This is a genomic window from Streptomyces sp. NPDC057697 (genome assembly GCF_042799335.1).
In the GTDB taxonomy this organism is placed as follows: Bacteria; Actinomycetota; Actinomycetes; order Streptomycetales; family Streptomycetaceae; genus Streptomyces.
Genome location: NZ_JBHVJA010000012.1, coordinates 159,551 through 179,349, shown reverse-complemented (window position 1 = coordinate 179,349; position 19,799 = coordinate 159,551). Strand labels below are relative to the sequence as shown.

The 19,799-nt window shown below is 70.5% G+C and carries 21 protein-coding genes and 2 pseudogenes; 14 read left to right on the top strand and 9 right to left on the bottom strand.

Translation table 11 applies throughout. The features are described 5' to 3' along the window. Position 1: 1 nt before the first annotated feature. Together ACFVFH_RS27795 and ACFVFH_RS27790 are read right to left on the bottom strand one after the other, a co-directional pair. The gene (locus ACFVFH_RS27795) at positions 2-220 is read right to left on the bottom strand and encodes a DUF4287 domain-containing protein (RefSeq protein ID WP_383773502.1); all 219 of its coding nucleotides are present in this window, start codon (positions 218-220) and stop codon (positions 2-4) included. 86 nt (positions 221-306) lie between these two features. Continuing rightward, positions 307-996 (bottom strand): DUF998 domain-containing protein, encoded by a 690-nt coding sequence (locus tag ACFVFH_RS27790; RefSeq protein ID WP_383773500.1) that lies wholly within the window; start codon positions 994-996, stop codon positions 307-309. A gap of 121 nt (positions 997-1,117) precedes the next feature. Here ACFVFH_RS27790 and ACFVFH_RS27785 point away from each other — a divergent pair, with 121 nt between their 5' ends. Both ACFVFH_RS27785 and ACFVFH_RS27780 read left to right on the top strand, forming a co-directional pair. Then, positions 1,118-1,738: a TetR/AcrR family transcriptional regulator C-terminal domain-containing protein gene (locus tag ACFVFH_RS27785; protein ID WP_383773498.1), complete on the top strand. Its 621-nt coding sequence runs from the start codon at positions 1,118-1,120 to the stop codon at positions 1,736-1,738. Between the two features lie 146 nt (positions 1,739-1,884). After that, complete coding sequence (locus ACFVFH_RS27780; RefSeq protein WP_383773496.1) at positions 1,885-2,373, top strand: HIT family protein; 489 nt, start codon at positions 1,885-1,887, stop codon at positions 2,371-2,373. 166 nt (positions 2,374-2,539) lie between these two features. On the opposite strand, the gene ACFVFH_RS27775 is transcribed toward ACFVFH_RS27780, so the two are convergent. After that, a complete protein-coding gene (locus ACFVFH_RS27775) occupies positions 2,540-2,881 on the bottom strand; it encodes a DUF5713 family protein (RefSeq protein WP_383773494.1) in 342 nt (113 codons plus the stop codon). A gap of 136 nt (positions 2,882-3,017) precedes the next feature. Then, positions 3,018-3,362 carry a hypothetical protein gene (locus ACFVFH_RS27770; RefSeq protein ID WP_383773492.1) on the bottom strand — a complete coding sequence of 115 codons (345 nt, stop codon included), beginning with the start codon at positions 3,360-3,362 and terminating at the stop codon, positions 3,018-3,020. Here ACFVFH_RS27770 and ACFVFH_RS27765 point away from each other — a divergent pair. Further along, complete coding sequence (locus ACFVFH_RS27765) at positions 3,336-3,779, top strand: hypothetical protein (RefSeq protein WP_383773490.1); 444 nt, start codon at positions 3,336-3,338, stop codon at positions 3,777-3,779. The genes ACFVFH_RS27770 and ACFVFH_RS27765 overlap by 27 nt on opposite strands. Positions 3,780-4,582: 803 nt before the next feature. Here ACFVFH_RS27765 and ACFVFH_RS27760 read toward each other — a convergent pair. Further along, entirely contained in the window at positions 4,583-4,735 is a 153-nt protein-coding gene (locus ACFVFH_RS27760) for a hypothetical protein (RefSeq protein ID WP_383773488.1), read from the bottom strand. 148 nt (positions 4,736-4,883) lie between these two features. Here ACFVFH_RS27760 and ACFVFH_RS27755 point away from each other — a divergent pair, with 148 nt between their 5' ends. Then, the gene (locus tag ACFVFH_RS27755; RefSeq protein ID WP_383773486.1) at positions 4,884-5,882 is read left to right on the top strand and encodes a hypothetical protein; all 999 of its coding nucleotides are present in this window, start codon (positions 4,884-4,886) and stop codon (positions 5,880-5,882) included. Between the two features lie 133 nt (positions 5,883-6,015). Here the strand turns inward: ACFVFH_RS27755 and ACFVFH_RS27750 are convergent, their stop codons facing one another. Further along, on the bottom strand, positions 6,016-6,912 hold the full coding sequence (locus tag ACFVFH_RS27750; protein WP_383773484.1) for a helix-turn-helix transcriptional regulator: 897 nt from the start codon (positions 6,910-6,912) through the stop codon (positions 6,016-6,018). Positions 6,913-7,176: 264 nt separating this feature from the next. On the opposite strand from ACFVFH_RS27750, the gene ACFVFH_RS27745 reads away from it, so the two are divergent. The 6 genes and pseudogenes from ACFVFH_RS27745 (at position 7,177) to ACFVFH_RS27720 (ending at position 12,034) form a co-directional block, all read left to right on the top strand. After that, positions 7,177-8,193 carry a zinc-dependent alcohol dehydrogenase family protein gene (locus ACFVFH_RS27745; RefSeq protein ID WP_383773482.1) on the top strand — a complete coding sequence of 339 codons (1,017 nt, stop codon included), beginning with the start codon at positions 7,177-7,179 and terminating at the stop codon, positions 8,191-8,193. A gap of 46 nt (positions 8,194-8,239) precedes the next feature. Continuing rightward, on the top strand, positions 8,240-8,650 hold the full coding sequence (locus ACFVFH_RS27740; protein ID WP_383773480.1) for a cupin domain-containing protein: 411 nt from the start codon (positions 8,240-8,242) through the stop codon (positions 8,648-8,650). 66 nt (positions 8,651-8,716) lie between these two features. After that, positions 8,717-9,400: an SDR family NAD(P)-dependent oxidoreductase gene (locus ACFVFH_RS27735; protein WP_383773478.1), complete on the top strand. Its 684-nt coding sequence runs from the start codon at positions 8,717-8,719 to the stop codon at positions 9,398-9,400. Then, positions 9,397-9,933, top strand: coding sequence for a cyclophilin-like fold protein (locus ACFVFH_RS27730; protein WP_383773476.1), 537 nt, complete (start codon positions 9,397-9,399; stop codon positions 9,931-9,933). The genes ACFVFH_RS27735 and ACFVFH_RS27730 overlap by 4 nt, the downstream gene beginning before the upstream one ends. Positions 9,934-9,977: 44 nt before the next feature. After that, positions 9,978-11,228, top strand: coding sequence for an MFS transporter (locus tag ACFVFH_RS27725; RefSeq protein ID WP_383773474.1), 1,251 nt, complete (start codon positions 9,978-9,980; stop codon positions 11,226-11,228). A 38-nt stretch (positions 11,229-11,266) separates the two neighbouring features. Beyond that, positions 11,267-12,034 (top strand): annotated as a pseudogene (locus ACFVFH_RS27720) (SDR family NAD(P)-dependent oxidoreductase). 95 nt (positions 12,035-12,129) lie between these two features. Here ACFVFH_RS27720 and ACFVFH_RS27715 read toward each other — a convergent pair. Together ACFVFH_RS27715 and ACFVFH_RS27710 are read right to left on the bottom strand one after the other, a co-directional pair. Next, positions 12,130-12,715, bottom strand: a pseudogene (locus ACFVFH_RS27715) (aminoglycoside phosphotransferase family protein); the annotation flags it as partial. A gap of 149 nt (positions 12,716-12,864) precedes the next feature. Continuing rightward, positions 12,865-13,497 (bottom strand): TetR/AcrR family transcriptional regulator, encoded by a 633-nt coding sequence (locus ACFVFH_RS27710; RefSeq protein ID WP_383773472.1) that lies wholly within the window; start codon positions 13,495-13,497, stop codon positions 12,865-12,867. A 240-nt stretch (positions 13,498-13,737) separates the two neighbouring features. On the opposite strand from ACFVFH_RS27710, the gene ACFVFH_RS27705 reads away from it, so the two are divergent. The 4 genes from ACFVFH_RS27705 to ACFVFH_RS27690 are packed head-to-tail and all read left to right on the top strand — an operon-like array spanning position 13,738 to position 18,584. Next, complete coding sequence (locus tag ACFVFH_RS27705; protein ID WP_383773680.1) at positions 13,738-14,295, top strand: (2Fe-2S)-binding protein; 558 nt, start codon at positions 13,738-13,740, stop codon at positions 14,293-14,295. Further along, the gene (locus ACFVFH_RS27700) at positions 14,292-15,284 is read left to right on the top strand and encodes an FAD binding domain-containing protein (protein ID WP_383773470.1); all 993 of its coding nucleotides are present in this window, start codon (positions 14,292-14,294) and stop codon (positions 15,282-15,284) included. The genes ACFVFH_RS27705 and ACFVFH_RS27700 overlap by 4 nt, the downstream gene beginning before the upstream one ends. Next, complete coding sequence (locus ACFVFH_RS27695; RefSeq protein ID WP_383773468.1) at positions 15,281-17,443, top strand: xanthine dehydrogenase family protein molybdopterin-binding subunit; 2,163 nt, start codon at positions 15,281-15,283, stop codon at positions 17,441-17,443. The genes ACFVFH_RS27700 and ACFVFH_RS27695 overlap by 4 nt, the downstream gene beginning before the upstream one ends. After that, positions 17,436-18,584, top strand: coding sequence for an XdhC family protein (locus tag ACFVFH_RS27690; protein ID WP_383773466.1), 1,149 nt, complete (start codon positions 17,436-17,438; stop codon positions 18,582-18,584). Before ACFVFH_RS27695 ends, ACFVFH_RS27690 begins: the two co-directional genes overlap by 8 nt. Positions 18,585-18,642: 58 nt before the next feature. On the opposite strand, the gene ACFVFH_RS27685 is transcribed toward ACFVFH_RS27690, so the two are convergent. Further along, positions 18,643-19,272 (bottom strand): MarC family protein, encoded by a 630-nt coding sequence (locus ACFVFH_RS27685; RefSeq protein WP_383773464.1) that lies wholly within the window; start codon positions 19,270-19,272, stop codon positions 18,643-18,645. Positions 19,273-19,799 lie beyond the last annotated feature (527 nt).

Here is a 19,799-nt window from a genome sequence, read left to right as displayed (position 1 = left end):
TTCACCTGTTGCCACCGCTGTCCTCGGCGAGGGTGTGGGCGACAAGCGCGTTGGCATGGCCGTGGCCCAGGCCGTGCTCGGTCTTGAGCCAGGAGACCAGTTCCATGTGCTTGGTGAGGGGAGAAGACCGGATGAGATCCTTCCACTCCGTGACCGGGCGTCCGTACTTCTTCTCGATCGAGGGGAAGTAGCTGGCAGGGCCCTTGGCCGGTTCGGTCATGTCTCGATGTCCTGTTCTGTGCATGTGGTGGTCCGGGATGTTCGCTGCGTTCCCGCCGCCCGGCCCACGAGTGGTGGCGGGGAGGGCTACGGCTGAGCGGTGGGGTCGGCGGTGAGCAGCCGGGCCGACAGTACGGTGAGCCAGAGAAGGCCGAGTCCGGCTCCGAGCGTGAAGGCCAGGACGGAGGCCGAGGAGCCCGCGAAACCGGCGAGGACGCCCACCGGCACGAGGCGGCAGGCGATGGCCCAGCCGCGCCGGCGCCGGGCGGCGAACAGCCGGGCCAGCACGAAGGACGCGGCGCAGAGCGCGAGGTAGCCCACCATCCCGCTGAGCATGTGGACGGCACCGTGCGCACTCGGCGAGGAGGCCGCCCCCTCCGGGGCACCGGCCGGAAACCCGGCGCCGGGGTCGGCGGTGAACACCCCGGCGAGGAGGAACGAGGTCCCGAACACACCGACCAGGCGCGGGGCCCAGACCCCACCGGGGGCATCGCGAAGCACCCGGTGCATCCCGATCGCGCCGGCGATGGTGAGCACCCCCGTGAGCACGAAGCCGGTCACCTGGATCCAGCCCAGGTCGCCGAGGCCGAGCTGGCTGATCGCGTTGCGGGTGAAATCGAATCCTTCCCGGCCAAGGCCCTGGATCACGCCCGCACCGAGGAACAACGGGCCCGCCACGACACCGCCGGACAGCAGGGCCCGCGTCGTCCGCCGGGCCGGGACGGCTGGGCCGTCCACGGTCGGGCCGGGCGTCGGGACATGGGTCGTCCGGGTCATGGAAGCCCTCCTCCGTCGTATCCGTCGTCAGAACTAGACGGTTCAGTACTGTCGGGAACTGGACGGTACAGTACTCACAAGTGAACTGGACTGTCCAGTACTGTGGGGTCAGGGAGGCAGCGTGGAAGCGAACGAGCAGGGCAGGTCGGCACGGAAGCGGCAGGCAATCATGGAGGCCGCGACCGGGGTGTTCATGGAGAAGGGCTACTCCGGCACGAGCATGGACGACATCGCGAAACTGGCGGCCGTCTCCAAGCAGACCGTCTACAAGCACTTCTCGGACAAGGAGAAGCTGTTCTCCGAGATCGTCCTGGCCACCACCGACCGCCTCGACGGCATGATCGGTCTGGTGGCCGATGTCCCGTCCGACGCCGACACACTGGACGAGAACCTGACCCGCCTCGCCCGGCAGTTCCTCGCCGCCCTCACGCAGCCGCAGGTGCTTCAGCTGCGGCGCCTGGTCATCGCCAACGCGGACCTCTTTCCCGAGCTCGGTGCGGCCTGGTACGAGCAGGGCTTCGAGCGAGTCCTGGCCACCCTGGCGGCCACGTTCCAGCGCCTGGCCGAGGACGGACTGCTCACGGTCGACGAACCGCTCCTGGCCGCCCATCACTTCTCGGGCCTGCTGATGTGGATCCCGGTGAACCAGGCGATGTTCCACGGAGGCCCCCAGCACACCCAGGCCGACCTCGACCACTACGCCACTGCCGGTGTCCGCGCCTTCCTCGCCGCCTACCGCTGAGCCGCTTGGCCCCCGCGTCCGCCCTCGTCCGCCGGTCGCAGACCATGTGCCCTACCCTGGCCGTCCGGAACGCTCGACCGTACGCCCCCGCAACGACCGGACGTGGTCGCCGGGCGCACCGGCGACCAGGACGAAGGGGGCGGCTCATGGCGACTGACGCATGCGTCTTCTGCGCGATCGTGCGTGGTGAGGCCGAGGCGAGCATTGTCCACGAGGACGAGTCGGTGATCGCCTTCATGGATCTGCGGCCGGTCAATCCGGGCCACTTGCTCGTCGTTCCCAGGACACACGCGGTGGGCCTGGAGGACCTTCAGGAGGACATCGGCGCCCGGGTCTGGACGTCGGCCCATCGCCTCGGGCGGGCGCTGCGCCGCTCAGGACTGCGCTGCGAGGGCGTCAACCTGCTCCTCGCGGATGGCAGAGCGGCCTTCCAAGAGGTCTTCCATGTGCACCTCCACGTCATCCCGCGCTTCGAGGGCGACCCCTTCCGCATCGGCTCCGACTGGCGCGTCGATGAACGGGAGCAACTCGACAGGACATCAGCCGCGGTCCGTCACGGCCTCGCCGCGTTGGACACCTCGCACCATGGACGCCCGCCCGGTGACGGCACACGGCCATCGCCGGTCGCCGACTGACGAGCACCGAGGACGCAAGGGCGCTGCGCCGAACCGCTCGGGCCCGGACCGCTCCGGCCGGGCCCGCGGCCCGTAAGGACCCCAGCACCGGCCCACGGGAACCCGCCCACGGCGGAACCCCCTTCATGGAACGCCTACCGTGCCCCCTCCGACCCCGCCATCGCGCTCACCACTCCCTGGCGGCGATCAGCTCCTCCGGATCCGCGTCCGGGAATCCGTACGCCGTCGCCACGAACCAGAAGTCCTCGCCTATCTCCTCCCGCGCCACGGTCTCGATCCCGCTCCCCGCCGCCTCGAACTCTGCCTCCAGCAGATTGAACTGCTCGGTCGCGAACTCCGTGAGCCCGTACAGGGCCGACAGATCCGCGGGCCGCTCCGCCTCGATCCGTTCGCACAGGCTCAGCAGGATCGCCTTGCCCTTGTCGAGAACGCGGTCCGGAAAGTACTCGTCCGCGTACAGCCGATGCAGGAAGGCGCGCTCGCTGACCTGGTGGTTCGTGACCGGCATGGTGCCCCATCTCCTTCGAAGAGCCGATGCACCCGATCATGCACCACACCACTGACAACACCGGCCCGCGCTCCGGGACCGGACCCACGCACCCCGCACCGCTCCCGCGCGCTCCCCACGTCGGCCGCGGGACGCGCTACCGCCGTCCGGAGAGCGACTCCGCCATGGAGTCCATGAGCTGCGTGAGCAGTTCCAGCCGCGGCCCTCCGCGCGCCCGGCGGAATCCATGCCGACGCCCCCAGAACGCGCCCTTGACCGCATGGAACTGCGCCCAGCGCCGCACGCGTTCGGGATCCAGACCGGCCGCCTCGGCGAAAATCCCGAGGGCCCGGTGCAGCCCCGTCCGCAGGTCACCCGACGCGTGGAGCGTCGGCGCCCAGGTCTTGAGCAACAGGCCCCCGTCGTACGCGGGGTCTCCGACGTACCCCAGCCGCCGCCGTCCTTCGGTGAGGGCATGCTCGGAGGATTCGGTGATCTGCACGACCGGGCGGCGAGGAACGAAGCTCAGCATGGCACGCCGGTCCTGTTCACTGTCTCGGGCTTTGCCGATCCAGGCGTGAATCTGTTCTTTCGCGTCTCGCCGGTGAAGGGGCGCGGGGCCCGGACTTGGAAGCGGTACGCGTACACGCTGGTCGTGTGGTTGAACTCCCTACAGGTGTTCGGAAAGCGCTGGTGGGAGGTCACGGCCCGGGACGTGGAGGCGTTCAAGGACTGGCGCCTGACCGATGTACGTAATGACGACCGGATCAAGGAAGCCGGCTTCGACACGGACCGTGCCGCTCTGAATACCTTCTACACCTGGGCGTTCGGGAAGTACGGGGTCCAGAACCCGGTGTCCGGGGTCGCCCTGGCCTCGAACTCCGGCGGCCGTTCTGCACAGGAGGTCGGTCCTGGATGAGAGCGGCGCGATGGGCTCCGGCCGGCGGGTTCACATGGTCGGCAGGTGAAGTGGATGCTGCGTGCGCCCTTCGAGCAGTGGCGGGACATCGGTCTGCGCGGCTAGGGCTTCGACGGGTTGCGCAGAGCTGGCTGGTCGGGACCGAACGAGGACCGGGATGCGGCCTTCGTCGACGGGTTGTACGGCACGGGGCTGCGCCTTCAGGAGTGGGGAAGCGTCCTGGATGTAGAGATGCCACGTTCCGCTGGAGGCCGTCTTGCACGGGCCTGGCTGGCGGCGGCGTGCGTGAAGGGCGCCAAGGTGGGGCGGTGGTACCGAATACCGAGGGCAGTGCTGCGGGAGGTCGAGGGCTACGCCGACCCGTTGGAGGGGCCTCGGACGCAGGCGATACGCCGGGCCCAACGGCGAGGGACCTACGAGAAGATCCCGTATAAGCGGGCGGTACGTGGCTACAACGTCCGAAGCCGGCTGCTGTATCTGGAGAGCGGGGATCGCTCTCGGTGGACGTATTGGGCCCCGACGAGCGCCGTCTGCTGTTCCGGCGCACCACGACAGGGCTGGAGCCGCTGGCGCTGTGGCGGTCGCCGAACGGGATACCGAAGAAGTTCGAGGGCCCTTGAGTGGTATTCGCTGCTCTCGACGGTGTGGCAGCACCAGCTGGACGGGTTCACCGAGCAGGAACTTCACGACATCCGGGAGATGTTCGGCGGCGTGTGGCACGCGCTGTCCCTCATGTTGGGGCACGCGGACCCGTCCACAACGCGGGAGACGTATCCGGAGCCATTTACCGCGCTGCAAGTCGGTTACTTGATGGAGTTGCTGGACAGCGAGGAGACCCAAGAGGTCGAGGCGCTGATCCGCGCCGTGGCTGCCGTGCGGAGGATCCCGATTCCGGGGAGCTGCTGGTGCTCGGGCGCCTCGTACACCAGGCCATCGACCTTCTGGAGACGCTCCACGCAACCGACCTGCTCTTCCCGACCCGCCTGCCCGGCAGCAGCGGCCGCAAGAGTCGTCGAATGGGCACCCTGACGTGGGGCTCCAGCAAGACCATCCGTGAGCTGCAGCGGCTCCAGGACTGGGTGAACTCCACCTTCACCCCCACCGATGGCCGCCACCGGCGACGATTCCTGGCTGGACGACGTCGCCGTGGAGCGACTGGAGATGGTCCTCGAACAGTCCGAGGATGACTGGACCCGCCTTGATGAGGACAACGAGCACGTCAGCGGGCCGGCCGCAACTGAGTACCGTCGCCGCACCGCCGGCGCGGCGACCTTCCTCGGCCGCACCGTACGCGCGCGCACGAGCGTCAAGCGGCTCCTTGAGCAGAGCGACACCGATATTCATCGTAGCGAAGCCATGACCTGCGTTCATCGTGCCGAAACCGCCGAGTGCCGCGAGGAGAAGCTGCTGCTGGGCTTGCCCGCCGACGATGGGCCCGATGAATCGCGGTGTCACAGCACCTGCGCAAGCCTCGCCTGCACCGACCGGGACATCGCCGATCACCGCATGCGTCCGCTCGTCCTGGAAACCGAGGCTCGTGACCCGATGACTCCACGTCCGCACCGGGACCGAGCTGCCGCGAAGGCGGCGCAGATCTGCGCGGTGATCGAGCGGCACGAGGCGTCACGCCCCGGAAGTCACGCACGTGGAAGGCGGTCGGGTCGCATGACGCGGAAGAACCGAGACCGGGAAGCCGAGCGTCAGGAGATACGCGCCGCCGCAGAACGCCTTCTGGCTGGGACACCCCCGCGCTCGCCCGTCGGAAAGCTCACGGGGGCCGAGTTGATCGCCGAGTGTGGGCTACGGCGCGACGTCGTCTACGGCGATCACAAGGAGCTTGTGGATGAGTTCCGGGCACGGGCCAAGGCGCAGAACTTCACTCCTCAGATCGTCCAGGACATGGCCGACGAGAACATCGTGCTGCGCGAGGCCCTGGCGAAGATCAAGGCGGAACTCGCGGCGGAGCGCGAAAGGGTTCGCGCCCTGGTGCGCGCTGCCACCGAGCTGTCCCTGGAGCTGGAGCAGGCCCGCGAAGAACTCGCAGCGGCTCAGCAGGTCGCCCGGCTTCCGGGCCCGCGAGAAACCAGACGAGTGCCCGATTGAAGCTGGGCCCCTCCCATGAACACCGCCACGAGAGGAGCGCAAAGTGACGCTCGTCGTCGACCAGATCCGCGCCGAGCACCATGAGAGGTGACCACCGTGGTTCTTTGTGGCCCAGCTGCCCGGTGTGGTGTCGCTACCGGCCCGCGTTCTCCGTGGTGGAAGGGCTGTCGCTGTTCTGGGTGGCAGCCCAGGAGGCGAGCAGGCGCAGTCCTTCTTCGGAGGGTGAGCGGGGTTCGGCGGTGTAGATGGTGAGGGTAAGGCCGGGTTCGGCGGCCATTTCCAGGCCCTCGAAGGCGAGGGTGAGCTCTCCGACGGCCGAGTGGTGGAAGCGTTTGGTGCCGGTGCCGTGGTGGCGGACGTTGTGGGCGCCCCAGCGGGTGCGGAATTCCTCGCTGCGGGTGGACAGCTCGCCGACGAGGTCGTGCAGGTCCTTGTCGTGCGGATTTCGCCCGGCTTCGGTGCGCAGGATGGCCACGGCGACGTCAGCGAAGAGGTCCCAGTCGGGGTAGAAGCGGCGCGAGGCGGGGTCGAGGAAGTTGAAGCGGGCCAGGTTCGCCTGGTTGCCGGGGGTGGCGTAGACGTCGGCGTAGAAGGCGCGGGCGAGCGGGTTGGCGGCCAGGATGTCCATGCGGCCGTTGCGGACGAACGCGGGACCTGCGGTGATGGCGTCCAAGGTCCATTGCAGGCTGCGGTGCGGCCGCCACTGGTCCTTCGTACGCCGTCGGCGGGGGCGGTTGAGGACGTCGGATCCGTCGGCGGCCTGGGCCAGGTTCAGCAGGTGGGCACGTTCGGCGTCATCGAGCTGAAGAGCCCGGGCGAGAGCTTCCAGGACGGACGGTGAGACGCCGGCGAGGTTGCCGCGTTCGAGCTTGGCGTAGTACTCGACGCTCATGTCGGCCAGGGCAGCGACCTCGCTTCTGCGAAGACCGGGAACCCGGCGTCGGGGGCCTGCCGGCAGTCCGGCCTTCTCGGGGGTGATCTTGGCTCGCCGCGAGGTGAGGAACTCGCGGACCTCCTCGCGGTTGTCCATGCCTTCGACGGTACGGCCTGCCCGGGATAGGAGGGATGTACTGCTGGTACACCCCTCGTCAGTGACTCGCTGTCCGGGCGGGATGGGGGTTACCTGGTTGACGTGGCGCTCGCCGTCAGCCCGTCACAACGGGCGGGCCGGGCGCCGAGCCCCCCGGGCCCGCAGGCGGCGGAATCGCTTTCTGCGCCGGGGCCCTCACTCATTCGGTGGCCTGCCGGAACCCTCCCGGCGTCGGCAGGCTTCAGCAGGCAAGGAGTCTTTCTCATGCGCGGAGCAGTGATCCACGCCCCCCGTGACATCCGGTTCGAGACCGTGGACGATGCCAAGATCCTCAAGCCGACCGACGCCGTCATCCGGACGGCCGTGACCTGCGTGTGCGGTTCCGACCTGTGGCCCTATCGCGGCGCGGAGCCGACGGAGCACGCACATCCCATGGGCCACGAGTACGTCGGCTTCGTCGAAGAGGTCGGATCCGAGGTCACCTCGGTGAAGCCGGGCCAGTTCGTCGTCGGCTCGTTCGCCACCTCGGACAACACCTGCGCGAACTGCCGCAACGGCTTCCAGTCGAACTGCCTGAACCGCGAGTTCATGTCCACCTGCCAGGCCGAGTACGTCCGCATCCCCAACGCCCAGGGAACCCTAGTCGCCACCGAGGACGTGCCGGGTGAGGATCTGTGGCCCGGTCTGCTGGCCGTCTCGGACGTGATGGGCACCGGCTGGTGGGCAGCGGAGGCCGCCGAGGTCAGGCCGGGCTCGACCGCTGTGGTCGTCGGTGACGGCGCGGTCGGCCTGTGCGCGGTGATCGCGGCGAAGGAGATGGGCGCCGAGCGGATCATCGCCATGTCCCGCCACGAGAGCCGGCAGAAGCTCGCCCGGGAGTTCGGCGCCACCGATATCGTCACCGAGCGCGGTGAAGAGGGTGCGGCCCGGATCAAGGAACTGACCGGCGGGATCGGCGCGGACAGCGTCCTGGAGTGCGTCGGCACACAGCAGTCCATGAGCCAGGCCCTGCACTCCACCCGCCCCGGCGGCAACGTCGGCTTCGTCGGCGTCCCTCACGAGGTCGGCATCGACGGCCAGGAACTGTTCTTCTCCCACGTCGGCCTGCGCGGCGGCCCCGCCCCCGTACGCCGCTACCTGCCCGACCTCATCGATCGCGTCCTCACGGGTGCGATCGACCCGGGCAAGGTCTTCGACGTCACTCTCCCCCTGGACCAGGTCTCCGAGGGCTACCGGGCGATGGACGAGCGCCGCGCCATCAAGACGCTCCTGACCCCCTGACCCCCTTACGCCGTCCCACCCCCGCACTCGTACGAGGAGATTCTCCGTGCAGATCACCCGCAGCTCGATCGACACCGCGAAAGGGCCGGCGGACTGGTTCACCGGCGACGTCTACATCGACGCCGTCGCCGCAGCCCCCGCCCCGTCCCGGGTCACCGCCAACCTGGTGCACTTCATGCCCGGCGCCCGCACCCACTGGCACCGCCACCCGCTGGGCCAGACCGTCTTCGTCACCGAAGGCGTCGGCCTGTGCCAGCGCCGGGGTGGTCCGGTGGAGGTCATCCGGCCCGGCGACCGTGTCCTCTTCGAGGCCGACGAGGAGCACTGGCACGGTGCCGCGCCAAACCGGCTGATGGTCCACCTGGCCATCAACGAGGGCGACGACACCCACGACGTCGTGCACTGGCTGAACCCCGTCACCGACGAGGAGTACCACGTCGCTCCGGCCACCGGCTGAACGCGGCCAGCACCGTCCCGCACCCCGGAAGCGCCCCACCTCGCCCATTTCGTAGGGAGAATTCCCGTGACCACCTTCGCTCTCGTCGGCGCCGGCCCCGGCCTGGGTCTGGCTGCCGCCCGCCGCTTCGGCAAGGCGGGCCACACCGTCGCCCTGCTCTCGCGCAGCAGCCAGCACCAGGACAACCTGGTGTACGAGCTGGCGCAGGAAGACATCCAAGCCCGTGGCTTCACCGCCGACGTCCTCAAACCCGCCTCCCTCACCGCAGCCCTGCACGAGGCCGCGGACACGCTGGGGCCCGTCGAGATTCTTCAGTTCAGCCCGGTGCCCCGCAGCGACTTCATGAAGCCGGTCCTGGACACCACGGCGGCCGACCTGGACGACCCGCTGGCGTTCTCCGTAAAAGGCCCGGTCACCTGTGTGAACGCGGTCCTGCCCGGGATGCGGGAGCTGGGCCGGGGCAGCCTGCTGTTCGTCAACGGCGGCAGCGCGGTACGCCCGAAGGGCACCGTGGCCGGTACCTCGATCGCGTTCGCCGCCGAGAGCGCGTACGCGCAGATGCTCCACACCGCCCTCGCACCGGAGAACATCCACGCAGCCCAGCTCATCGTGCCCGGGGCGATCAGCCCCGACTCCGCGACCTCCAGCCCCGAGAAGCTGGCCGAGCTGCTGTACGGCCTGCACACCGACCGCACGGGCTTCCGCCACTACGCCGAGCTCATGCCCGACCCGCAGGACGGCACCCCATGACCACCTCCACCCTCCGCCGCGCCCCGACCACCGCCGCCACCGCGGGTGTGCTGCTGCCGGCCGCGACCGCCTGCTCAGACGACTCCTCCGCAGAGCAGACCCCCACCAGCGCTTCCGCCTCGTCGTCCGCGCCGCCCTCCGCACCGGCTACGGCGTCGGAGAGCCCAACCGGATCAGACAGGAGCACCCCGATGGACATCCGCGTCACCCTCGACGGCCAAGAGGTCGAGGCGACCTTGAACGGCAGCCCCGCCGCCCGCGACCTGGCCTCCCTACTCCCGCTCACCCTGGACCTGAAGGACTTCCACGGGACCGAGCGGATTGCCGACCTGCCGAGGAAGCTGACCACCGAGAACGCGCCCGAACCGCAGGCACCGAAGACCGGGGACCTCACCTTCTACGCCCCCTGGGGCAACCTCGCCCTCTTCTACAAGGACGGCCCCTCCGCCTTCTCCGACCTCCTGGTCCTCGGCCATATCGACGCCGACCAGCTCGCCGGGGCCGACCGGATCACCATCGAGGCGGCCTCCTGACCTCCCCCAGCACCGCCCCTCCTCGTACGGGAAGAAGCTTTCGCATGCCCTCCGCCACCGGGTCCGCCCCCGGCAAGCTGCCCTTCGTCGTCTGGGTGCTCGCCGCCGGCACGTTCCTGATGGGCACCACCGAGTTCGTCATCGCCGGACTGCTGCCCGGGATGGCCGCCGACCTGAACATCAGCGTGTCCCACGCCGGCCTCCTGATCACCGCGTTCGCCGTCGGCATGATCGTCGGCGGGCCCACCATGGCCATGGCCACCCTGCGCCTGCCCCAGCGCCACACCCTCATCGGCGCCCTCGCCGTCTTCGCCCTCGGCCACGCCGCCGCCGCGCTCAGCACCTCCTTCACCGTCGTGCTCACGGCCCGCGTGGTCACTGCCCTGGCCACCGGAGCGTTCTGGGCCGTCGGCTTCGTCATCGCCACCACCGCAGCGGGTCCGACCCGGTCCACCCGGGCGGTCGGCGCCATGATGGGCGGCCTCACCCTGGCCAACGTGATCGGCGTGCCGATCGGCTCGTTCGTCGGCCACTACACCGGCTGGCGCGGCCCCTTCTGGGCACTCGCCGTCCTCGCCGCGCTCGCCGCCGCGTTCGTCGGCCGGTTCATCCCCCGCACCGAACAGCGAGCCGCAGTCTCCGTGCGCGCCGAGGTCCGGGCCCTGAAGCAGGGGCGGCTGTGGCTGGCCCTCGGCGCGGCTGTGCTGATCATGGGCGGGGTCCTGGCGACGTACACCTACATCACGCCGCTGCTGACCGACCGGGCGGGCATCCCGGCCGGCGCCGTACCGCTGGTGCTGATCGCCTTCGGTATCGGGGCGCTGGGCGGCACCGCGATCGGCGGCCGTCTCGGCGACCGGCGCCCGATGGTCACCACGATCACCGCGTCGGCAGCCACCTCCCTCATCCTGCTGGTCCTGATCCCCGCCTCCGACAGCCCGGTGGCCGCCGTGATCCTGGTGTTCGGCATGGCGCTGGCCGGGTTCACCGTCAACCCAGTCGTCACCTCCCTCGCCGTCCGCTTCGCCGGCGACGCCCCCACCCTGACCTCGGCGCTGACCACCTCCGGCTACAACACCGGCATCGCCGCCGGTTCCCTCGTCGCCGGGCGGGCCCTGGACTCCTCGCTCGGCCTGACCGGTCCGGCCCTGGTCGGCGCGGTCTTCGCCGCGCTCACCCTGCTGCCCCTGATCGCCCTCGCGCTGCGCGGCACCACCGGCCCCTCTCGGATCGTCGCCCACCACACCACCGACACCGAACAGCCGCGGACCGCGGTCACCACATCCGCGCGCTGAACTCCACACCCGCACCAACCTTGTTGGCAGCCGAAGTCATGAACCCCACCTACGACTTCACCGGTCAGGTCGCCTTCGTCACGGGCGCGTCCTCCGGCATGGGTCTGGCCACCGCCCGCGCCTTCGCCGAAGCAGGCGCGGCCGTCGGCCTCGCCGACATCAACGAGGACGCCGTCAACGCCGGCGCGAAGCAGCTCCCCGACGACGGCCAACAGGTCCTTGCACTGGTCTGCGACGTCACCGATGAAGGCCAGGTCGCCGCCGCCGTCGACCGCACCGTCGACGCCTTCGGCCGCCTCGACATGGCCAACAACAACGCCGGGATCACGCCCCCGCCCACCGACGCCGCCGACGAGAGCGCCGAGCAGTTCGACCGCGTCCAGGACATCAACCTCCGGGGCATCTGGGCGAGCACCAAGAACGAACTGCGCCGCATGCGCACCCAGGGCAGCGGCGCGATCGTCAACTGCTCCTCCCTCGGCGGCCTCGTCGGCAACCCCGGCCGCGCCGCCCACCACGCGTCCAAGCACGGCGTCATCGGCCTCACCAAGAGCGTCGCCCTCGAATACGGCTCCCGCGGCGCCCGGATCAACGCCGTCCGCCCCGGCACCATCAGCACCCCCATGGTCGACGCCATGGTCGAAGGCTGAGAGCTCGACCGCCACCAGGCCGAAGCAGGCCAGGCCATCGACCGGCTCGGCACCGCCGACGAGATCGCCCAGGCCGTCCTCCGGCTCTGCAGCAACGGCGCCAGCTACGTCACCGGCATCGCCCTGCCCGTCGACGGCGGCTACGTCGCCCAATAGCCACCCCGCCGCATGCCCCGCAGCCGACTACCTCGTCGGACAAGGCAGGGCGACGACCTCAATCCCGACAAGCGACTTGCCCAATGAAGCGGCTGCAGGTCACCGTGGATGAGGGTCTCCGGCTGATCGCGCCCCAGCTCACGGGCCGTCGCCACGGCCGCGTCCACCGCGTAGCGGGACGGTCCGTGCGACAACGCCTCGGCGTCCCGCAGGGAACTGCACTTCCCGGGCATCCGCCCGTTCACGGAGCCGGGGCAGTCCGGGCGGTGCGGGGACGGCCGGCCGACGGCTGAGCCGCCCCGCGACCCGCACCACCTCGTCGCCCTCCCCGGTCTCGCCCAGCGTCGACGGCCGGGCCCGCTCCAGCAGCATCGCGAAGCGCCTGTCGTCGCGCTCGTACAACTGCACGGCTCCGCGCCCGCCCCAGGCCATGAACGCGTCCGGCTCATGGACGTTCCCCGGGTGGGGAAACGACACCTTCAGCACGGCCTCCCCCTCGGCCGGCCGTCGCACCGGAACGATGAGAACGACGCCTCCGTGCATGACCTCACCGTCCGGTTCGCACGACCAGCGCTCCGACAGCTCCGTGACGATCGAGGGCAGTTCGGCCAGCCATCGCGCACCGGGCTCGCCCTCGCGCTCGATCGTGGCCCGTGCGAACACCTCTGGTACAGCGATCATCTCCGCACCATACGCACCGCGCGGTTCCGGCCACGCTCGATCTCATGACCGGACACACATGCCGGGCGTCACGCCGACCGTGCGCCGTCAGATCCTGCCGGAGAGCGGCGCGCCGGGCAGCGCCGATCACGGGGACTGCCGCCCGGCGGTCAACTCCCCTCCAGGGAAGCCCCGTCCGTCGTCGCGCCGTCCGGTGCACGCCCTGCCGCACCGGGGGCGCCCGACCGCAGCCCGTCCATCACCAGGTCCAGCAGGCGCTTCGCTCGCGGCTGCCAGTCACTGTGCGGGTCGATCTGCCAGAGCCCCGCGATGGCCAGGACGAAGTCGTCAGGGGTCAGCCCCGGCCGGATGGTTCCGGCCCGCTCGTTCGCGTTCAGCAGGAGTGTGACCGCCCGGGTCACGGGACCGTGCCCCAGCCGGGCCAGACTGCCGTGCCGGCCGGTGGACTTGCGCAACGCGTCCGCCAGGCCCGCCTTGGCCATGGCGTACTGGGCGAGGCGGTCCATCCACTCCCTCAGCGCCCGGTCGGGGGCCCGGGTCCCGAGCAACTGGACCGCCGTGTCGGCCACCTGCTGCATCTCGTGGCGGTACACCTCCAGGACGAGGGCCTCGCGGTTGGGGAAGTTGCGGTAGAACGTTCCCTGCCCGACGCCCGCCTTCTTCGCGATCGTGCTCAACGGGACATCGGCCGCCCGCGTCAGCTCGGCCAGTGCGACGTCCAGGATGCGCTCACGGTTGCGCTGTGCGTCCGGGCGCAGAGGTGCGCCCTTCTCGTCGTGCACGTGTCCTCCTCCCGGAAGCACGGCCGAGTCCGTCCTTGCTGAGCGGACAGTCGTCCGCTAGGTTCGACACATAAGTGGACAGCTGTCCGCTTGGGTTCACCTTAGCGGTAGATCCGGCCGGTGCGTCACCCGCACCCGTTCTCCTCAGGGTTCGACTCCCCACAACATCCTCTCCCTCCTGGAACATCCACCGGGATCGTCTTGTTCGACGCGCATCAGCAATGCGAAAGAAGGCCGATCATGACCCCATCGACGTCCAGTGCCATCACTCTGAACATCAATGGCGAGAAACACTTACTGCCCGTCGATCATCGCACCACCCTGCTCGACGCCCTCCGCGAGCATCTCGATCTGACCGGTTCCAAGAAGGGCTGTGATCAGGGCCAATGCGGCGCCTGCACGGTGCTGGTCGACGGGCGGCGGGCCCTTTCCTGTCTCCAGCTCGCGGTCGCGGCCGAGGGGCGCGTGATCACCACCATCGAGGGCGTGGCCGACGGTGACCGGCTCCATCCGGTGCAGCAGGCATTTCTCGACCTCGACGGCTTCCAGTGCGGCTACTGCACTCCCGGGCAGATCTGTTCGGCCATCGCGGTGATCGAGGAACACGCGGCGGGCTGGCCGAGTGCCGCGACCGACGACGTCCGGCCCGACGCGGGCGTCCCCGCGCTCGACGCCGAGGAGATCCGTGAACGCATGAGCGGCAACCTGTGCCGCTGCGGTGCCTACGTGTCGATCGTGAAGGCGGTCGCGCGAGCGGCCGAAGCCGCCGGATCCGAGGACAAGGAGGCGGCGGCGTGAAGGAATTCGGCTACGAACGCGCCTTCGACGTCGCCGGGGCCGTCGCGCTGCTCGACTCGGACCCGGAGGCCCGCTTCCTCGGCGGCGGCACGAACCTGGTCGATCTGATGAAGGCCGGTGTCGAGCGGCCGGCTCTCCTGGTCGACGTACGCGAACTGCCGCTCGACGGCATCGACTTCACCCCGGACGAGGGGCTGCGCATCGGCGCGACCGTCACCAACAGCGATCTCGCGGCCCACCCCGACGTACGGCGCCACTACCCGGCGTTGGCCCAGGCCGTCCTGGCCGGCGCGTCGGGCCAGTTGCGCAACATGGCCACGGTCGGGGGAAATCTGCTCCAGCGCACCCGGTGCGGCTACTTCACCGACATCACCAAACCGTGCAACAGGCGTTCCCCCGGCAGTGGTTGCCCGGCCATCGAGGGCGAGCACCACAACCACGCGATCCTGGGCGCTTCCGAGCACTGCATCGCGGTCCACGCCTCGGACATGGCGGTCGCACTCACCGCCTTCGACGCCGTGATCTCGTACCGGACGGCCGACGGGCCGGGCGAAACGCCGATCACCGGGTTCTACCCACCGGTGGGCGACACTCCGCACATCGAGACCGCTCTGCCACCCGGCGCCCTGATCACCGGCGTCACCCTGCCGGCCGCCCCGGTCGCCGCCCACTCGCGGTACCGGAAGGTGCGGGAGCGCGCCTCGTACGCGTTCGCGATCGGGTCGATCGCCGCCGCGCTCGACGTACGGGACGGTCTCGTGCACGAGGTGCGGCTCGCGTTCGGGGCCGTCGCGTCCAAGCCGTGGCGGGCCCGCGCGGCCGAGCGGGCGCTGATCGGCGGACCCGCGAGCGCGGAGGCGTTCGCCGCCGCCGCGGATGCCGAGCTGGCCGCCGCCGAGGCCCTTCCCCAGAACGGCTACAAGGTGACGCTGATGCGCAACCTCGTGGTGGCCGTGCTGACCGAACTCACCGAGGAGGTCTCCCGATGACCACGACGACCGGGGTCGCCGCCGTGACCGGCGCCGTCGGCTCCGCCCGCACGCGGGTCGAGGGCCGGGACAAGGTCACCGGGGCGGCCCGTTTCAGCGGAGAGGTTCCGTTCGCCGAACTGGCCCACGGGTGGCTGGTGTTGTCGACGGTGGCGCGTGGCCGGATCCGTTCCGTGGAGGACGGGCCCGTCCGGGCCATGCCCGGTGTCCTCACCGTGCTGCACCACGAGAACGCGCCACGCGTCGACATCGACTACACGGGCATGCTCGGCCGCCCGAACCCGATCGTCGGGATCTTCCAGCACGACCGCGTGCCCTTCGCGGGCTGGCCCGTGGCCCTGGTGGTGGCCGAGACGTCCGAGCAGGCCAGGGAGGCCGCCGAGGCGCTGGTCGTGCGCTACGACGAGGAGCCCCACGACGTCGCCTTCAGGGCCGGGCATCCGGATGCCTACACCCCGCAGGACAGTCCGTTGGTCCGGGCCGAGACGGAGAAGGGGGACCTCGGGGCCCAGCTCGCCGCCTCCGCCGTGGTCCTGGACGCGGAGTACACCACTCCGGAGGAGCACCACAACCCGATGGAGCCCCATGCGGCGACGGCCCGTTGGGAGGGAGGCCGGCTCGAAGTCGTCGACTCCAACCAGGGCAGCACCTGGGTGGCGGGCGAACTGGCGCAGCTCTTCTCGCTCGACCCGGCCTCCGTGCGGGTACGTTCCGAGCACGTCGGGGGCGCCTTCGGGTCGAAGGGCCTGAGCCCGCACCAGGTGGCGGCCGTGATGGCCACGACCGTCCTCCAGCGCCCGGTCCGGGTCGTACTGACCCGACGCCAGATGTTCTCCCTGATCGGATATCGCAGCCCCACGGCTCAGCGGGTCAGGCTGGGTGCCGATCCGGACGGCCGGCTGCGTGCCTTCGACCACCAGGCGCAGAGCCTCACTTCGACCGTGCACGAGTTCGTCGAGTCGAGCGCCGTGCTGGGGCGTGTGATGTACGACGCCGACGCGCATCACACCCTTCACCGGCTCGTACGCCTCGACGTACCGACGCCGACCTGGATGCGCGCGCCGGGCGAGGCACCGGGGTCCTTCGCTCTCGAATCCGCCCTCGACGAACTGGCGGAGAAGTGCGGGATGGACCCGATCGCGCTGCGTGTGCGCAATGAGCCCACAACGGCTCCGGTGTCCGGGCTGCCCTTCAGCAGCCGCAACGTCGTGGCCTGTTTCGAGGAGGGGGCGCGCAGGTTCGGCTGGGCGCGCCGGGACCCGCGCCCAGGTCTGCGCCGTGAAGGGCGCTGGATGCTCGGGACCGGTACGGCGGCCGCCACCTACCCTTCGGGGGTCGGGCCGTCCACCGCGGCCGTGACGGCGGAACCGGACGGGACCTTCACCATCCGGATCAACGCGGCGGATGTCGGGACCGGAGCCCGGACGGCGATGGTGCTGGTCGCCGCGGACGCCTTGGAGGTGGCGGCGGACCGCGTCCGGGTGCGCATCGGGGACAGCGACCTCGGCCCGGCGATGATCGCCGGAGGGTCGATGGGGACACGGTCCTGGGCATGGGCCGTGACGATCGCGGCGAACGAACTGCGGGAGCGCCTGGCCCTGGGCGGCGGCATCCCGGCGGAGGGGATCACCGCCCGGTCGGACACGGCCGAGGCCATCGGCGCCCTCTCACAGCAGGAACGTCACTCCTTCGGCGCGCAGTTCGCCGAGGTCGCGGTGGACGAGGACACCGGCGAAGTGCGTGTGCGTCGGCTGCTCGGCATCTTCGCCGCGGGCACCATCGTCAACCCGCTCACCGCCCGCAGCCAGCTCGTCGGCGGAATGACCTGGGGGTTGTCCATGGCGCTGCACGAGGAGGCGGTCAGGGACCAGGTCTCGGGCGGTTACGTCGGCGCCGATCTCGCCGGCTATCACTACGCGGCACACGCCGACGTGCCGGTCATCGAGGCGGACTGGGTGGACGACCCGGTCCCCGGTGACCCGGTCGGGATCAAGGGCATCGGCGAGATCGGCATCGTGGGCGTGGCCGCCGCGATCGCCAACGCGGTGTGGCACGCGACCGGCGTGCGCCACCGGGACCTGCCGATCCGTCCGGACCGTGTCCTGCGCGCGGCGGACGAGGCCCGGCGACGGGCGGCGGGAGGGGCCCGGGGTGCTTGACATCGCCGAGGAACTGCGCGGGTGGTTCGAGGAGGGCCGGGATTTCGCCGTCGCCACCGTGGTGGCCGTCAGCGGCAGCGCGCCGCGCGCTCCGGGCGCCGCCCTTGCCGTCTCGAACGACGGCACCGCCATCGGTTCCGTATCCGGCGGTTGTGTGGAGGGTGCGGTGTACGACCTGTGCGTACAGGCGCTCCGGGACGGGCGTACGGTGCGCGAACGGTTCGGGTACGACGACGAGGACGCCTTCGCGGTGGGGCTCACCTGCGGTGGTGTCATCGAGGTCCTGGTCACCCCGGTGCGCGCGGACGCGCCGGTGTTCCGGGCCGGGGTCGCGGCCGCGGTCCGAGGAGAGCCCACGGCCCTCGCCCGGGTGGCCCGGGGCCCGGCGGAACTGCTCGGCCGGGCCCTGCTCGTACGTCCCGACGGATCGTACGAGGGCGGCTTCGGCGGTGCTCCGGATCTGGCGCGGACGGCTGCGGCGGAGGCCCGCGCGATGCTGGACACCGGTCGTACGGGCACGGTCGAGGTCGCGGAGAACGGATCGCGCTGTCCGGGCGGCGTGACGCTGTTCGTGGAGTCGAGGATGCCACCGCCCCGGATGATCGTCTTCGGGGCCGTGGACTTCGCCACGGCGCTCGTACGGGCGGGAAAGTTCCTCGGCTACCACGTGACCGTGTGCGACGCCCGGCCGGTCTTCGCCACGCGCGTCCGCTTCCCGGACGCCGATGAGCTCGTGGTCGACTGGCCGCACCGGTATCTGCGGCGCACGGCGACCGACGGACGCACCGTCCTGTGCGTGCTGACGCATGACATGAAGTTCGATGTGCCGCTCCTGGAGACGGCACTGCGGCTGCCGGTCGCCTTCGTCGGCGCGATGGGGTCGCGCCGTACCCACGAGGACCGCGACCGCCGCCTTCGCGAAGCCGGGCTCACCAGCCGCGAGTTGTCCCGCCTGCGCTCGCCGATCGGGCTCGACCTCGGCGCCCGTACCCCGGAGGAGACCGCGCTGTCCATCGCGGCGGAGATCGTCGCGGCGCGCCGTGGTGGCACGGGCGCTCCACTGACCGGCTCGGGCACCCCCATCCACCATGACGCGAACGGAAGGGAGGAAGGCGGCTCTCCTTCCCGGTCGGCGGCCTGACCGGGGGGGGAACGCCCGAGCAGCCGGCGGCGCAGCGGGCGCGGGGCCGGGGCGCTTCTCACTGGCCGAGCCCGCTCAGCCTCACGCCCAGTACCGCCAGGCCGTCGAGGACCAGGTCGATGCTGACCGCCGCGAGCAGCAGGCCCAGAAGCCGCCCGAGCAGCTCGAACGTCGCATGGTGTGTGGCACGCAGAACGCGTTCCAGAAGCAGGATGCAGACGAGGTCGAGGAGGATCACCGCCACGTACGCCCCGGCGACCGTGGAACGCCAGGTCCAGGACGAACGCGCGGTGGCCTCGATAAGCAGCGCGGTCATGGCCAGCGGACTGACGACGAACGGCACGAGCAGTTCCCGCAGACCGCTGGTCACATCGGGGGTTTCCTCGCCGAGCGCGTCCACTCCGGTCGGGATTCCGAGGACGAGCCCGACGGCGTAGAGGAAGAAGATGATGCCGCCGGCCAGCAGGAGCGCGGGCGTACTGATGTGGAACAGGTCCAGGAGCACGGGGGCCGTCAAGCTGACCACCAGCCCGATGAAGATCGCCGCGCCGCAGGACAGCAGGGCGATGGTGCGGAGTTGGCGAGGCGCGTGCAGTTTCGCGAGATGCGCGAAGGAGAGCAGGACCTTGGGCGGTCCGACGACCGAGACGAAGGTGATCAGGGCAGCGGAGAAGGTGAGGGCGTTCACCTGCGAAATCTAGGCTGCGGTGACCGGCTTCTCTCGGCAGACGAGGCCGGTGTTCCCCGGATCCCGTGAAGAGGGCCACGGCTACGGGCCTCCGGCCGGGACGAGCCCACGGGGAGTCTCCCGGCCGCTCGTCGTCGTCATCGCGCTCCAGGCCCGGCGGGCTGACGGCACCACGCATGTGTGTCCGCGCACCGCTCCCTCCGGACCGGGAACGGACCAGTACGGATCATGCCGCGTCACGCGTCATCCGGCACGCACCACGAGGCAGCGCCTGCGAAGCGGGCGGCACTGCCCACGCGCGCGCACGCTTCACCCGATGCTGGGGCGCCTCGTTGGTGCATGGGCATCGGGCGGACGCGGAGGGCCGGAGTGCTCGCCGGGGCGCGTGGGCCGACTGTCCGAGCACACTCCGGCCGCAACACGTCCCACGCCGAGCCGGGCACGGTTCCCGACTCGGCCCCGGCATCGGTTGTCACGCCGCCGAGGCTCCACCGGTCGCGTGCACACGACCCCAGCAGGTGACTCGG